The sequence below is a fragment of the Streptomyces tendae genome (assembly GCF_008632955.1).
In the GTDB taxonomy this organism is placed as follows: domain Bacteria; phylum Actinomycetota; class Actinomycetes; order Streptomycetales; family Streptomycetaceae; genus Streptomyces.
The window spans coordinates 1640633-1655649 of record NZ_CP043959.1 but is presented as its reverse complement, the minus strand read 5'-3'; the positions used below and the strand labels follow the sequence as shown (position 1 = coordinate 1655649).

Annotated in this window: 7 protein-coding genes, 1 tRNA gene, 3 rRNA genes and 1 pseudogene; 3 read left to right on the top strand and 9 right to left on the bottom strand. The window is 65.9% G+C overall.

Annotated elements, in window-relative coordinates; genetic code table 11:
* Positions 1 to 330 precede the first annotated feature (330 nt).
* A pseudogene (locus tag F3L20_RS07785) lies at positions 331 to 3077 on the top strand (SpoIIE family protein phosphatase).
* Between the two features lie 61 nt (positions 3078 to 3138).
* Here the strand turns inward: F3L20_RS07785 and F3L20_RS07780 are convergent.
* The 8 genes from F3L20_RS07780 to thyX all read right to left on the bottom strand — a co-directional run bounded on the left by F3L20_RS07780 (position 3139) and on the right by thyX (position 13421).
* A tRNA-Thr gene (locus F3L20_RS07780) sits at positions 3139 to 3211 on the bottom strand.
* Between the two features lie 74 nt (positions 3212 to 3285).
* Complete coding sequence (locus F3L20_RS07775) at positions 3286 to 3963, bottom strand: DegT/DnrJ/EryC1/StrS family aminotransferase (RefSeq protein ID WP_150153301.1); 678 nt, start codon at positions 3961 to 3963, stop codon at positions 3286 to 3288.
* A gap of 99 nt (positions 3964 to 4062) precedes the next feature.
* Positions 4063 to 4179, bottom strand: a 5S ribosomal RNA gene (gene rrf, locus F3L20_RS07770).
* An 83-nt stretch (positions 4180 to 4262) separates the two neighbouring features.
* Positions 4263 to 7386: ribosomal RNA gene (locus F3L20_RS07765) — 23S ribosomal RNA — on the bottom strand.
* Positions 7387 to 7692: 306 nt separating this feature from the next.
* Positions 7693 to 9216: ribosomal RNA gene (locus tag F3L20_RS07760) — 16S ribosomal RNA — on the bottom strand.
* Together the 16S, 23S and 5S rRNA genes form the textbook arrangement of a ribosomal RNA operon.
* Positions 9217 to 9719: 503 nt before the next feature.
* Positions 9720 to 11405, bottom strand: a complete 1686-nt coding sequence (locus tag F3L20_RS07750) for a ribonuclease J (RefSeq protein ID WP_150153299.1) — start codon at positions 11403 to 11405, stop codon at positions 9720 to 9722.
* 152 nt (positions 11406 to 11557) lie between these two features.
* Positions 11558 to 12460 (bottom strand): 4-hydroxy-tetrahydrodipicolinate synthase, encoded by a 903-nt coding sequence (gene dapA / locus F3L20_RS07745; RefSeq protein WP_150153297.1) that lies wholly within the window; start codon positions 12458 to 12460, stop codon positions 11558 to 11560.
* Positions 12461 to 12680: 220 nt separating this feature from the next.
* Positions 12681 to 13421 (bottom strand): FAD-dependent thymidylate synthase, encoded by a 741-nt coding sequence (gene thyX, locus F3L20_RS07740; RefSeq protein ID WP_024888484.1) that lies wholly within the window; start codon positions 13419 to 13421, stop codon positions 12681 to 12683.
* Between the two features lie 211 nt (positions 13422 to 13632).
* On the opposite strand from thyX, the gene F3L20_RS07735 reads away from it, so the two are divergent.
* Both F3L20_RS07735 and F3L20_RS07730 read left to right on the top strand, forming a co-directional pair.
* Positions 13633 to 13872, top strand: coding sequence for a hypothetical protein (locus F3L20_RS07735; RefSeq protein ID WP_150153295.1), 240 nt, complete (start codon positions 13633 to 13635; stop codon positions 13870 to 13872).
* Positions 13873 to 13986: 114 nt separating this feature from the next.
* A complete protein-coding gene (locus F3L20_RS07730; RefSeq protein WP_150153293.1) occupies positions 13987 to 14544 on the top strand; it encodes a hypothetical protein in 558 nt (185 codons plus the stop codon).
* A gap of 21 nt (positions 14545 to 14565) precedes the next feature.
* On the opposite strand, the gene F3L20_RS07725 is transcribed toward F3L20_RS07730, so the two are convergent.
* Positions 14566 to 15009, bottom strand: a complete 444-nt coding sequence (locus F3L20_RS07725; protein ID WP_150153291.1) for a tetratricopeptide repeat protein — start codon at positions 15007 to 15009, stop codon at positions 14566 to 14568.
* Between the last annotated feature and the right edge of the window lie 8 nt (positions 15010 to 15017).

Sequence of the window (15017 nt, the reverse complement as noted above, 5' to 3'; positions counted from 1 at the left end):
TTTGACTGAGATGCCCTGCCCGACGTTCCGAGGCGCCGCCAGGGGGCTGCTGCCCACCCGGCGCCGTCACCACACTGCCTGCCCGGACCTTCCCTACAAGCCTGCCCAGTGTTTCACCCCCGCGGAACCAGGCCATAACAGTTCGGCAGCTTCGCACATCGTCCGCACACCCGCCGGACGGCGAACACCTCGGACGGAAACACTGCAGACCGGCATCCGCTCGGACCGCGAAGGTAAGTAACCTTGCTTGCGGCTGTCCAGCCACGCCGGCGCGTCCGGCCTGGGCGGTGGCACGAAGACGAGCGGGCATCGGAGGGGCGGCCGCACAACATGACCACCGGACTGATCCCGGGGGAACAGCCCCCGGACCCACGGCCGGCGGACGGCCTGCCGCACCAGCGGCACGAGCCGGCCGGCCAGGGAGCCATGCCCGTCGAGAACCGGTCGAGGAGTTCTGTGATCACCGCGCGCGCGGCCGCCAGCTTCGATCCCGTCGGACGATCCGTCGCGAGTGCCCGAAGCTTCGTCCGTGACACCCTCCAGGGCTGGGGCTTCGCCGACATCGTCGACGACGCCGTGGTGCTCACCAGCGAACTGGTCACCAACGCCGTGATCCACGCCGGCACCTCCGCCGACCTGCTCTGCCTGCGCAGCGACGACGGCGTACGGATCGAGGTGGCCGACCGGTATCCCGAGCGGGAGATCCCCCCAGGGCTCCCCATCGACATGGGCAGCCCGACCGCGAGGGCGGGCGCGGACTCCAGCTGTGCGCGGCCCTGGCCGGCCACTGGGGCGTGGACTACACCCCCACCCACAAGACCGTCTGGTTCCAGCTCGACCTTCCCGAGCGCCCGGTCGGCACCCGCACCGCCGGCCCCGCCCTGCCGGCCCACCTGCTGCCGCTCGCCGACACCCGCGTCCGCGTCGCCGTGATCCAGATCGACCGCACCGGCTCCATCACCGCGTGGAACGAGGACGCCGAGGAGCTGTTCGGCTACACCGCCGAGCAAGTCACCGGCAAGCCCCTCACCGACCTCGCGGCCTGGCCGCACACCCCCGGCACCGGCACCGGCATCGCCGACGCCCTCCAGCTCTCCCGCTGGGAGGGCAGCTACGGCATCCGGGGCGCCCACGGCCGGGTGATCCCGGTGTACGCCTCCCACCTCCGCGTACGGGACACCGACGGCGATCCGTCAACCGTCTGTCTCCTGGTACGTGACCACGAACGGGCGGTTCTGCAGACCCCGCTGCGCGGCCCCGCGCCGGACTCCTCGGGCGGCGAGGGCCAGAGCGCCGACCCGTTCGAGGTCTTCATCGGCTCCCCCGCTCCCGACGACCTCGACGGCCTGCTGCAGCGCACCGTGGAACGCTCCCGCGACATGCTCGACGGCGACTCCGCCTTCCTCCTGCTGGCCACCGACGACGAGACGGAGCTGGAGGTCCGCGCCTCCACCGGCCTGCCCTCGGCCCGCCAGCGCTTCGCACGCGTCCCCGTCGAGGGCGGCCCCGGCCGTTACGGCTCCGCGCGCATGCCCGCCGTCCACGAGGACCTCTCCGCCGTCCCGGGCGCGGTTCCGCTCCTCAACGGCACCGGCATGCGCTCGGTCGTCACCGTCCCGCTGAAGGTGGAGGGCCGCCTCACCGGCTCCCTCGGCGTCGCCGCCGAGGCACCCGGCCGGTACTCCAACGAGGAGGCGCTGCGCCTGCAGTTCGCCGCGGACCGCATCGCGCTGGCCGTCGAGTCCGCGCGCCTGGGCGAACTGGAGCGGCTGCGCCGCGGCTCACTCAGCTTCCTCGTCGAGGCGTCCGACCTGCTGGCCGGCACCCTCGACCGGGACCAGACCCTGGCCCTCATGGCCCAGATGACGGTGCCGACCCTCGCCACCTGGTGCGCGGTCTACACGATCGCCGACCAGGCCTCCGAGCCGTACCTGTCCTACGTGCTGCACGAGGACGAGGAGCTCATCGACGGCATCAAGTCGCTGCTGTCGAAGATGCCCCCGCCGGACCCGGTACCGACCCCGGGCGCCCGCGTCTGGTCGGCGCCCGCGGAGGTCGCCCACCAGGCGGCCCTGCGCACCTCCATGCGCAGCCTCGGCCTGGGCGGCGGCCCGAACCGCCATGTGACCACCGGCATCGGCCCGACCCTCGCCACGGCCTCCGCGGTCGGCGGCGAGACCGTGGTCCTGCCCCTGGTTGCCCGCAACCGCGTCATCGGCATGCTGACGCTCGGCAAGCCGACCGACGAGCACTTCCGCCAGGAGATCCTGGAGCTCGCCGAGGACCTGTCCCGCCGTGCCGCCCTGGCCCTGGACAACGCCCGCCTCTACTCGGAGCGCACGGCCATCAGCCAGTCGCTCCAGCGCAGCCTCCTGCCGCCGGAGCTGCCGCAGATCGACGGCGTCGAGGTCGAGGTCATCTACCGCGCGGCCGGCGAGGGCAACGAGGTCGGCGGCGACTTCTACGACCTCTTCCCGATCAGCGACGGCGCCTACGGCTTCGCCATCGGCGACGTCTGCGGCACGGGTCCGAACGCGGCGGCCGTCACCGGCCTCGCCCGGCACGCCCTGCGCCTGCTGGCCCGGGAGGGCCTGAGCGGCCCGGCGGTCCTGGAGCGGCTCAACTCCGCGATCCTCGACGAAGGCGAGCGCAGCCGTTTCCTCACCCTCCTGTACGGCGAGATGCGCCCGCAGGAGGACGGCAGCGCCGAGCTGAAGGTGGTCTGCGCGGGCCATCCGCTCCCGCTCCGTCTCCGCCAGGACGGCACGGTCGAGCCGGCCGCCGAGCCGCAGCCGCTGCTGGGCGTCCTGGAGGACCTGGAGCTCCACGAGGAGACCGTCACCCTCGATCCCGGCGACGTCCTGCTGTGCGTCACCGACGGCGTCACCGAGCGCCGCGAGGGCGCCCGCATGCTGGGCGACGACGGTCTCGCCGAGGTCCTGACGACGTGTACGGGTCTGACGGCCGGCGCGGTCGCGGCGCGCATCATGCGCGCGGTGGAACGCTTCGCCACGGACGCCCCGTCCGACGACATGGCGATCCTCGCCATGCGCGTGCCGGGCCTCCAGCAGGACTGAACCCCACCGCGAAGAGGGCATGAGAAAGGCCCCGCCCAATAGGGCGGGGCCTTTCTGTCGGAGCCCCCAAACGGAATCGAACCGTTGACCTTCTCCTTACCATGGAGACGCTCTACCGACTGAGCTATAGGGGCCTGTTGTCGCTTCGGTTTCCCTCGCGGCAACGGAATAGATCATACCCTGAACGGAGCCGTGGTCCCAACCACGCTCAGAGGGCGGGTGCGAGCAGTCCGCCCAGCGCATTGCACGCGGACGCGATGCGGTGCATGTCCCGCTTGGTGAGCGACGCGTCGACGGGAAGGGCGAGCGTCTCGTCCGCGGCCCGTTCGGTCTCGGGCAAGGACACGTACCGACGGAACTCGGGCAGCCGGTGCAAGGGGGTCCGCACCGGTATCTGGCAGTCAACTCCCTTGGCCCGCACGGCACGTGCGAAGGCGTCCCGGTCGGGCCGGCCGTTTCCGGGCACCCGGACGACGTACTGCTGGTAGCTGTGTCCGGGCCCGCCCTCGGGCGTCCGCACCCCACGCAGCCTCGCGTCGAGGAACGCGGCTCGCTCCCGCCGCCGGGCCGTCTCGTCGCGGGACGTCTCCAACTCGGTGTGCTCCAGCACCAGCAGTCCGTGCCGTTGGCCGAGGTCACGCATCCGCGCTACGTCGGCGAGGCGTCCGAAGCGGTGGACGACGACGACCGCCGCGGTCCGCGAAGTCAGAACCGTCTCGACCGCGGAGAGTGCCAAGCAGTAGGTCTCCGGATCTATGTCGGCGAACACCGGCTGCGCTCCCGCCAGTGTCACGGCCTCGGCGACGTCCACGTTACCGAAAGCCGGTACGACCACTTCGTCACCGGCTCCGACGCCGGCCGCCCTGAGCAGTGCAGCAGTACCCATGACTGGGATGCTGGACGGGCAACGTGAACGTCAAGTGACGGGCAACAAAAAAAGGTTGGGCCCCGAACCGAAGTTCAGGGCCCAACCCGTATAAGAATTGTTCGGCGGCGTCCTACTCTCCCACAGGGTCCCCCCTGCAGTACCATCGGCGCTGTAAGGCTTAGCTTCCGGGTTCGGAATGTAACCGGGCGTTTCCCCTACGCTATGACCACCGAAACACTATGAAACTGACAACCGCACCATGTGTGGCACATGGGGCTGTTCGTGGTTTCAGAACCAACACAGTGGACGCGAGCAACTGAGGACAAGCCCTCGGCCTATTAGTACCGGTCAACTCCACACGTTACCGTGCTTCCATATCCGGCCTATCAACCCAGTCGTCTACTGGGAGCCTTACCCTCTCTAGGAGGTGGGAGTCCTCATCTCGAAGCAGGCTTCCCGCTTAGATGCTTTCAGCGGTTATCCCTCCCGAACGTAGCCAACCAGCCATGCCCTTGGCAGAACAACTGGCACACCAGAGGTTCGTCCGTCCCGGTCCTCTCGTACTAGGGACAGCCCTTCTCAAGACTCCTACGCGCACAGCGGATAGGGACCGAACTGTCTCACGACGTTCTAAACCCAGCTCGCGTACCGCTTTAATGGGCGAACAGCCCAACCCTTGGGACCGACTCCAGCCCCAGGATGCGACGAGCCGACATCGAGGTGCCAAACCATCCCGTCGATATGGACTCTTGGGGAAGATCAGCCTGTTATCCCCGGGGTACCTTTTATCCGTTGAGCGACGGCGCTTCCACAAGCCACCGCCGGATCACTAGTCCCGACTTTCGTCCCTGCTCGACCGTCGGTCTCACAGTCAAGCTCCCTTGTGCACTTACACTCAACACCTGATTACCAACCAGGCTGAGGGAACCTTTGGGCGCCTCCGTTACTCTTTAGGAGGCAACCGCCCCAGTTAAACTACCCATCAGACACTGTCCCTGATCCGGATCACGGACCCAGGTTAGACATCCAGCACGACCAGACTGGTATTTCAACGACGACTCCCCTGAACTGGCGTCCAGAGTTCACAGTCTCCCAGCTATCCTACACAAGCCGAACCGAACACCAATATCAAACTGTAGTAAAGGTCCCGGGGTCTTTCCGTCCTGCTGCGCGAAACGAGCATCTTTACTCGTAGTGCAATTTCACCGGGCCTATGGTTGAGACAGTCGAGAAGTCGTTACGCCATTCGTGCAGGTCGGAACTTACCCGACAAGGAATTTCGCTACCTTAGGATGGTTATAGTTACCACCGCCGTTTACTGGCGCTTAAGTTCTCAGCTTCGCCCCACCGAAATGGAGCTAACCGGTCCCCTTAACGTTCCAGCACCGGGCAGGCGTCAGTCCGTATACATCGCCTTACGGCTTCGCACGGACCTGTGTTTTTAGTAAACAGTCGCTTCTCGCTGGTCTCTGCGGCCACCCCCAGCTCGAGGAGCACGTCCTCTCACCAGTGATGGCCCCCCTTCTCCCGAAGTTACGGGGGCATTTTGCCGAGTTCCTTAACCATAGTTCACCCGAACGCCTCGGTATTCTCTACCTGACCACCTGAGTCGGTTTAGGGTACGGGCCGCCATGAAACTCGCTAGAGGCTTTTCTCGACAGCATAGGATCATCCACTTCACCACAATCGGCTCGGCATCAGGTCTCAGACACATGCCAGGCGGATTTACCTACCTGACGTCCTACACCCTTACCCCGGGACAACCACCGCCCGGGATGGACTACCTTCCTGCGTCACCCCATCACTCACCTACTACCAGCTCGGGTCACCGGCTCCACCACTCCGACCTCGTCCGAAGACTCAGCCGGCGGCTTCACGGGCTTAGCATCACTGGATTCGATGTTTGACGCTTCACAGCGGGTACCGGAATATCAACCGGTTATCCATCGACTACGCCTGTCGGCCTCGCCTTAGGTCCCGACTTACCCTGGGCAGATCAGCTTGACCCAGGAACCCTTAGTCAATCGGCGCACACGTTTCTCACGTGTGAATCGCTACTCATGCCTGCATTCTCACTCGTCAACCGTCCACAACTACCTTCCGGTGCTGCTTCACCCGGCAGACGACGCTCCCCTACCCATCACAACACCCGTTGGGGCTATATGCTGCAATGACACGACTTCGGCGGTACGCTTGAGCCCCGCTACATTGTCGGCGCGGAATCACTAGACCAGTGAGCTATTACGCACTCTTTCAAGGGTGGCTGCTTCTAAGCCAACCTCCTGGTTGTCTGTGCGACTCCACATCCTTTCCCACTTAGCGTACGCTTAGGGGCCTTAGTCGATGCTCTGGGCTGTTTCCCTCTCGACCATGGAGCTTATCCCCCACAGTCTCACTGCCGCGCTCTCACTTACCGGCATTCGGAGTTTGGCTAAGGTCAGTAACCCGGTAGGGCCCATCGCCTATCCAGTGCTCTACCTCCGGCAAGAAACACACGACGCTGCACCTAAATGCATTTCGGGGAGAACCAGCTATCACGGAGTTTGATTGGCCTTTCACCCCTAACCACAGGTCATCCCCCAGGTTTTCAACCCTGGTGGGTTCGGTCCTCCACGAAGTCTTACCTCCGCTTCAACCTGCCCATGGCTAGATCACTCCGCTTCGGGTCTTGAGCGTGCTACTGAAACGCCCTGTTCGGACTCGCTTTCGCTACGGCTTCCCCACCCGGGTTAACCTCGCAACACACCGCAAACTCGCAGGCTCATTCTTCAAAAGGCACGCAGTCACGACGTTGAGTGCAAGCACTCAACGCGACGCTCCCACGGCTTGTAGGCACACGGTTTCAGGTACTATTTCACTCCGCTCCCGCGGTACTTTTCACCATTCCCTCACGGTACTATCCGCTATCGGTCACCAGGGAATATTTAGGCTTAGCGGGTGGTCCCGCCAGATTCACACGGGATTTCTCGGGCCCCGTGCTACTTGGGTGTCTCTCAAACGAGCCGCTGATGTTTCGACTACGGGGGTCTTACCCTCTACGCCGGACCTTTCGCATGTCCTTCGCCTACATCAACGGTTTCTGACTCGTCGATCAGCCGGCAGACTGATCAAGAGAGATCCCACAACCCCGAATGCGCAACCCCTGCCGGGTCTCACACGCATACGGTTTGGCCTCATCCGGTTTCGCTCGCCACTACTCCCGGAATCACGGTTGTTTTCTCTTCCTGCGGGTACTGAGATGTTTCACTTCCCCGCGTTCCCTCCACTTGCCCTATGTGTTCAGGCAAGGGTGACAGCCCATGACGACTGCCGGGTTTCCCCATTCGGACACCCCCGGATCAAAGCCTGGTTGACGACTCCCCGGGGCCTATCGTGGCCTCCCACGTCCTTCATCGGTTCCTGGTGCCAAGGCATCCACCGTGCGCCCTTAAAACTTGGCCACAGATGCTCGCGTCCACTGTGCAGTTCTCAAACAACGACCAACCACCCATCACCCCGAGCAGAAGCTCGAGTGCACTGGGGCCGGCACTGAAGGCGACCATGCGGCCGTACCCTCAGACACCCAACAGCGTGCCCGACACCCTCGCCACTCGTGGCCTGCGTTCCACGCTCCGAAGAGCAGTACTGGCAGCCCGAGTTGGCTGATGATGCCGAGTAGTCAACGTTCCACCCATGAGCAACCAGCATCAGACGTTCGCTGATGAACTGGCCTCTGGACTGCCGAGGCAGCCTAGAAGTGCTCCTTAGAAAGGAGGTGATCCAGCCGCACCTTCCGGTACGGCTACCTTGTTACGACTTCGTCCCAATCGCCAGTCCCACCTTCGACAGCTCCCTCCCACAAGGGTTGGGCCACCGGCTTCGGGTGTTACCGACTTTCGTGACGTGACGGGCGGTGTGTACAAGGCCCGGGAACGTATTCACCGCAGCAATGCTGATCTGCGATTACTAGCGACTCCGACTTCATGGGGTCGAGTTGCAGACCCCAATCCGAACTGAGACCGGCTTTTTGAGATTCGCTCCACCTCACGGTATCGCAGCTCATTGTACCGGCCATTGTAGCACGTGTGCAGCCCAAGACATAAGGGGCATGATGACTTGACGTCGTCCCCACCTTCCTCCGAGTTGACCCCGGCGGTCTCCCGTGAGTCCCCAGCACCACAAGGGCCTGCTGGCAACACGGGACAAGGGTTGCGCTCGTTGCGGGACTTAACCCAACATCTCACGACACGAGCTGACGACAGCCATGCACCACCTGTACACCGACCACAAGGGGGCACTATCTCTAATGCTTTCCGGTGTATGTCAAGCCTTGGTAAGGTTCTTCGCGTTGCGTCGAATTAAGCCACATGCTCCGCCGCTTGTGCGGGCCCCCGTCAATTCCTTTGAGTTTTAGCCTTGCGGCCGTACTCCCCAGGCGGGGCACTTAATGCGTTAGCTGCGGCACGGACGACGTGGAATGTCGCCCACACCTAGTGCCCACCGTTTACGGCGTGGACTACCAGGGTATCTAATCCTGTTCGCTCCCCACGCTTTCGCTCCTCAGCGTCAGTATCGGCCCAGAGATCCGCCTTCGCCACCGGTGTTCCTCCTGATATCTGCGCATTTCACCGCTACACCAGGAATTCCGATCTCCCCTACCGAACTCTAGCCTGCCCGTATCGACTGCAGACCCGGGGTTAAGCCCCGGGCTTTCACAACCGACGTGACAAGCCGCCTACGAGCTCTTTACGCCCAATAATTCCGGACAACGCTCGCGCCCTACGTATTACCGCGGCTGCTGGCACGTAGTTAGCCGGCGCTTCTTCTGCAGGTACCGTCACTTTCGCTTCTTCCCTGCTGAAAGAGGTTTACAACCCGAAGGCCGTCATCCCTCACGCGGCGTCGCTGCATCAGGCTTTCGCCCATTGTGCAATATTCCCCACTGCTGCCTCCCGTAGGAGTCTGGGCCGTGTCTCAGTCCCAGTGTGGCCGGTCGCCCTCTCAGGCCGGCTACCCGTCGTCGCCTTGGTGAGCCATTACCTCACCAACAAGCTGATAGGCCGCGGGCTCATCCTGCACCGCCGGAGCTTTCGAACCTCGCAGATGCCTGCGAGGGTCAGTATCCGGTATTAGACCCCGTTTCCAGGGCTTGTCCCAGAGTGCAGGGCAGATTGCCCACGTGTTACTCACCCGTTCGCCACTAATCCCCACCGAAGTGGTTCATCGTTCGACTTGCATGTGTTAAGCACGCCGCCAGCGTTCGTCCTGAGCCAGGATCAAACTCTCCGTGAATGTTTACCCGTAATCGGGTGCGCACATCACGAGAGCGGAACATCGGGAGGAATAGTCCCGACGTTCACAGCGTCCTCGCTGTGTTTTTTTTCAAAGGAACCTCGACCATCCGAAACCGGATGGACGGGGTATCAACATATCTGGCGTTGACTTTTGGCACGCTGTTGAGTTCTCAAGGAACGGACGCTTCCTTTGTACTCACCCTCTCGGGCTTTCCTCCGGGCGCTTCCCTTCGGTCTTGCGTTTCCGACTCTATCAGATCTTTCCGACCCGATTTCCTCGGCGCTTTCTAGGTCCGCGCTTTCACGCTTTCCCTTTCGGCGGTTCCGACTTTATCAGAGATTCTGAGTCGGATTTTCCACCCCCACCGGGGACTGGATCCGCCGCATGAAGCGGTCGGGTGCCCGATCGGGGGGAGCTGTAAACGTACTGGAGCGGGGTGCCCCGATGCAAATCCGGGCGCCCCGCTCCTGGTTCGCTCGCGCGTGGTGTCCGACGGAGCGTCAGACCTCGACCACCACGGGCAGGATCATCGGCCGGCGCCGGTAGGTGTCGGAGACCCACTTGCCCAGCGTGCGGCGAACCAGTTGCTGCAGCTGGTGAGGTTCGACGACCCCGTCCTGAGCCGAGCGCTCCAGCGACTCGGTGATCCTCGGGATCACGTCGCTGAAGGCCGAGTCCTCGATGCCGGAGCCGCGAGCCTGGATGTGCGGCCCGCCCGTGATCTTGCCGGTGGACGAGTCCATGACGACGAAGACCGAGATGATGCCCTCGTCACCGAGGATCCTGCGGTCCTTGAGCGCCGGTTCGCCCACGTCGCCGACGGAGAGGCCGTCGACATAGACGTAGCCCGCCTGAACCTTGCCGGAGATCTTCGCCTTGCCCTCGACCAGGTCGACGACCACGCCGTCCTCGGCGATGACGATGCGGTCGTGCGGGACGCCGGTGAGGGCGCCCAGTTCGGCGTTGGCGCGCAGGTGGCGCCATTCGCCGTGGACCGGCATGAGGTTCTTCGGACGGCAGATGTTGTAGAAGTACAGCAGCTCGCCGGCCGAGGCGTGTCCGGAGACGTGCACCTTGGCGTTGCCCTTGTGGACGACGTTGGCGCCCCACCGGGTCAGTCCGTTGATCACGCGGTAGACCGCGTTCTCGTTGCCGGGGATGAGCGACGACGCCAGGATCACGGTGTCGCCGTCGACGATCCGGATCTGGTGGTCGCGGTTGGCCATGCGGGACAGCGCGGCCATCGGCTCTCCCTGGGAGCCCGTGCACACCAGGACCACTTCGCTGTCGGGGAGGTCGTCGAGCGTCTTGACGTCCACGACCAGGCCCGGCGGGACCTTGAGGTAGCCGAGGTCACGGGCGATGCCCATGTTGCGCACCATGGAGCGGCCGACGAAGGCGACCCTGCGGCCGTACTCGTGGGCGGCGTCCAGGATCTGCTGGATGCGGTGGACGTGGCTGGCGAAGCTGGCCACGATGATCCGCTTGCCGGCGCCCGCGAAGACCTGGCGCAGCACGCCCGAGATGTCGCGCTCGGGCGGGACGAAGCCGGGGACCTCGGCGTTCGTGGAGTCGGCGAGCAGGAGGTCGATGCCCTCCTCGCTGAGCCTGGCGAAGGCGTGCAGGTCCGTGAGGCGGTTGTCCAGCGGGAGCTGGTCCATCTTGAAGTCGCCGGTGTGCACGGCCATGCCGGCGGGCGTGCGGATCGCCACGGCGAGCGCGTCGGGGATGGAGTGGTTGACCGCCACGAACTCGCAGTCGAAGGGACCGATGCGCTCGCGCTGTCCCTCCGCCACCTGGAGCGTGTACGGGCGGATGCGGTGCTCCTGGAGCTTCGCCTCGATCAGGGCGAGGGTGAGCTTGGAGCCGATCAGCGGGATGTCCGGCTTCTCCCGCAGGAGGAAGGGGACGCCGCCGATGTGGTCCTCGTGGCCGTGGGTGAGGACGATGCCCTCGATGTCGTCGAGACGGTCCCTGATCGACGAGAAGTCGGGCAGGATCAGGTCGATTCCGGGCTGCTCCTCCTCGGGGAAGAGCACTCCGCAGTCGACGATCAGCAGGCGGCCTCCGTACTCGAAGACCGTCATGTTGCGGCCGATCTCGCCGAGGCCGCCGAGCGGGGTGACCCGCAGGCCGCCTTCGGGCAGCGGCGGGGGCGGGCCGAGTTCAGGATGCGGATGACTCAAAAGACTCTCCTCACCACACACGCCACGTACCGGTGGCACGTGGCGCGCATGACGTTCGTGCAGAAGCAGTTGTCGTTCGGTGGTGCGGGCACCGGTGGCCCGCGTATTCAGTTGTGAGGTCCGTCTGCGCGCCCGGGGCGCGCGAAGTCTGATTACTGGAGTTGTACCCCGCCGGCGGCAAGATCGATCTTGAGCTGCTCGATCTCTTCGGGCGTGCACTCCACCATGGGGGCGCGCAGGGGGCCCGCGGGGAGGCCCTTGAGCGCGAGCGCCGCCTTGGTGGTCATCACGCCCTGGGTGCGGAACATGCCCGTGTAGACGGGGAGCAGCTTCTGGTGGATCTCGGTGGCCTTCTGCACGTCGCCGGAGGTGTACGCCTCGACCAGGGCGCGCAGCTCGGGGGTGACCACATGGCCGACGACGGAGACGAAGCCGACCGCTCCGATGGACAGCAGGGGCAGGTTGAGCATGTCGTCGCCGGAGTACCAGGCGAGGCCGGTGCGGGCGATGGCCCAGCCGGCCCGGCCGAGGTCGCCCTTGGCGTCCTTGTTGGCGACGATGCGCGGGTGCTCGGCGAGGCGGACGAGCGTCTCGGTGCCGATCGGGACGCCGCTGCGGCCGGGGATGTCGTAGAGCATGACGGGCAGCTCGGCGGCGTCGGCCACGGCCGTGAAGTGCCGGTACAGGCCCTCCTGCGGGGGCTTGTTGTAGTAGGGCGTGACAACCAGCAGGCCGTGGGCGCCGGCGCGCTCCGCGGCGCGGGCGAGTTCCATGCTGTGGTGGGTGTCGTTGGTGCCGACACCGGCCACGACGTGGGCGCGGTCGCCGACCGCCTCCACGATCGCCCGTACGAGATCCGCTTTCTCCGCGTCGCTGGTGGTGGGGGACTCGCCGGTGGTGCCGTTGATGATCAGGCCGTCGTTGCCTGCGTCCACCAGGTGGGTGGCGAGCCGCTGAGCGCCGTCGAGGTCGAGTGCGCCGTCCGCCGTGAAGGGCGTGACCATGGCGGTGAGGACCCGCCCGAAGGGGGTCTGCGGAGTGGAGGTCGGAGCCATGGGTTACACGCTACTCGTTGCTCAGGTCGAGGTCTTCCCTCGGGGGAGGCGACGGAGGAGGACGAGCGGGGAGCCCGGCACTGCCTGCTCGGGGGTTCAGGCAGTGCCGGGCCCGTTTGATCAGGCTAGATGAACTTCTCGAAATGCCGCAATACGGACACTTCGTGCGGCTGATCCGTACATCTGTCCTCGACGGCCGTGCCGGGCCGCGGAGGAGCGCCTACGGGGCGACCCGCCCGTTGGTGTTGAAGGCGGCGTAGGTCAGCGGCATCAGGCGGGCCCACTCGGCCTCCATCTTCTCGCCGACCATCTCGATCTCCCGCTGCGGGAAGGACGGGACCTTGGCCAGCTCGTGCTGCGTGCGCAGGCCGAGGAAGTGCATCAGCGAGCGGGCGTTGCAGGTGGCGTACATGGACGAGTACAGGCCGACGGGGAGCACCGATCGGGCGACCTCGCGGGCGACGCCGGCGGCCAGCATCTCCTGGTAGGCCTCGTAGGCCTGCCGGTAGGAGTCCTCCATCGCGCGCCCGGTCAGCTCCTGCTGGGCCGCGGTGCCCTCGACGAAGCGGTACTTGCCGGGGCGGCCCTCCTGGACCAGCTTGCGGGAGGCGTCCGGGACGTAGAAGACGGGCTGGAGCTCCCGGTAGCGGCCCGACTCCTCGTTGTACGACCAGCCCACCCGGTGCCGCATGAACTCGCGGAAGACGAAGATCGGGGCGCTGATGAAAAAGGTCATCGAGTTGTGCTCGAAGGGGCTGCCGTGACGGTCCCGCATCAGGTAGTTGATCAGGCCCTTGGACCGCTCCGGGTCCTTGTTCAGCTCGTCCAGGGACTGCTCGCCGACCGTCGAGACGCGGGCGGCGAACAGCACGTCGGCGTCGGACGCGGTGTGCTTGACCAGCTCGACGGTCACGTCGCTGCGGAAGCTGGGCTTGAGGTCGTCGGCAGGGGTGTCGGTCACGGCGCGGGGGGTCCTTCCATCACTTCTCTCGGACGGCGCCCACTCTACGGCGCGGCACCGACATGGGGACCTTCGCTCCCTGGACGCGACATACGGAGGTGAACGGCGGCGAACTTCTGCGAATTCGGTGAAAGTGGGCACCTTTCCGGGCCGTCGCTCGTCTGTCCCGGTGACACTGATCCGTTCGATGCCCGGAGGGAGGGCCTCCCCGATGTCCGGTCCGCGTGAGCCCGTACCGTTCGCCTTCGTCGCGGATGCCGAGAGGTTCCGCAGCAATGTCGCCCCGCCGCCCCGGGAGCGTGTCTCCGTCGGGCAGCTGGCCGGGCGCTGGCTGCTCGGACTCACCGTGGTCGCCGGTCTGGTGGGCGCCCTGATCATCGGGATGCCCTCGCTGTCCACCGGGCCCTCGGGAGCCGGGCAGCAGCAGTCGCAGGCCAGCGACGGGCGCTGATCCACCCGGGCAGGGGGCACCGGCGCCGTCCGGACCCCCGAGGGTGGTGACCGGTGACACAGATCGATAGCCTCACCGAGCACTGCCCACGCATGGATCGAGTGAGGACCAGCCGTGCCCCTGCCCTTCCTGACGGCCGATCGCGCTTTCGACACGGCGGACGAAGTCGCGTTGCCGTACGACGACCGGGACCTCTGGCGGCGTCCCTACCGTCCCGGTCCCTGGCGCGTGGGAGCCGCCGCGCTCCTGCTGCTGCTCGCCTCGTTCGTGCTGTTCGCCGCCGTGATCATCGCGGCGACGGCGACCCCCGCGTCGGCCGCCTCCGTGTTCGCCGTGGCGCTGGCCGTCGTGGTGGCGGCGCTGCGGCTGCTGCGGATGGGCGTGTGGGTGAGCGCCCGCGGGCTGCGTCACGTGGCCTTCGTCAGCACCCGGACGACCGCCTGGGATCAGGTCGTCGGGGTGCGTACGGTGCAGCAGCCGGTGCGCTGGCTGGGGCTGCCCCGGACCGTGCAGGGACAGGCGCTGGTGCTCGCCCGGCGCGGGCGTTCCGCGGAGGCCCTGCCGCCGCTGCTGACCTCGCACAACGCCGACTTCCTGGGGCGTGACCAGCTGGCTTTCGACCGGGCGGCCGACACCGTCGAGGCGTGGGCCGACGAGTACGGGCGCGCCTGACCCCCGCCGTCCCCCGCGCGCTCAGGAGGCGGTCTTGCGCAGGGCGATCGCCCGCTGCATCGCCTGGCGGGCGCGCGGGGTGTCCCGGGCGTCGTGGTAGGCCACGGCGAGCCGGAACCAGCTCCGCCAGTCGTCGGGGGCGTCCTCCGTCTCGGCCTTGCGGAGCGCGAAGACCTCGTCGGCCGACTCCCGGTCGATCCGGCCGCTGGGCAGCCGCCTCAGGGTGTCCACCGGCAGGCCGCCCTCGGCGTCCAGCTCGGCGGCGAGCCGGTTGGCCTCCCGGACGAACTGGGTGTTCTTCCAGAGGAACCACACCCCGATGACCGGCAGGATCAGCACGGCCACCCCGAAGGTGACCGTGAGGAGCGTGCCGGCCTTGATGAGCAACACTCCACGGCTGCCGACCAGGACGAAGTAGACGACCAGGACGGCGGCCGTGAGGGCGTAGGAGATCTTCGCGCGCATGGGGTGGG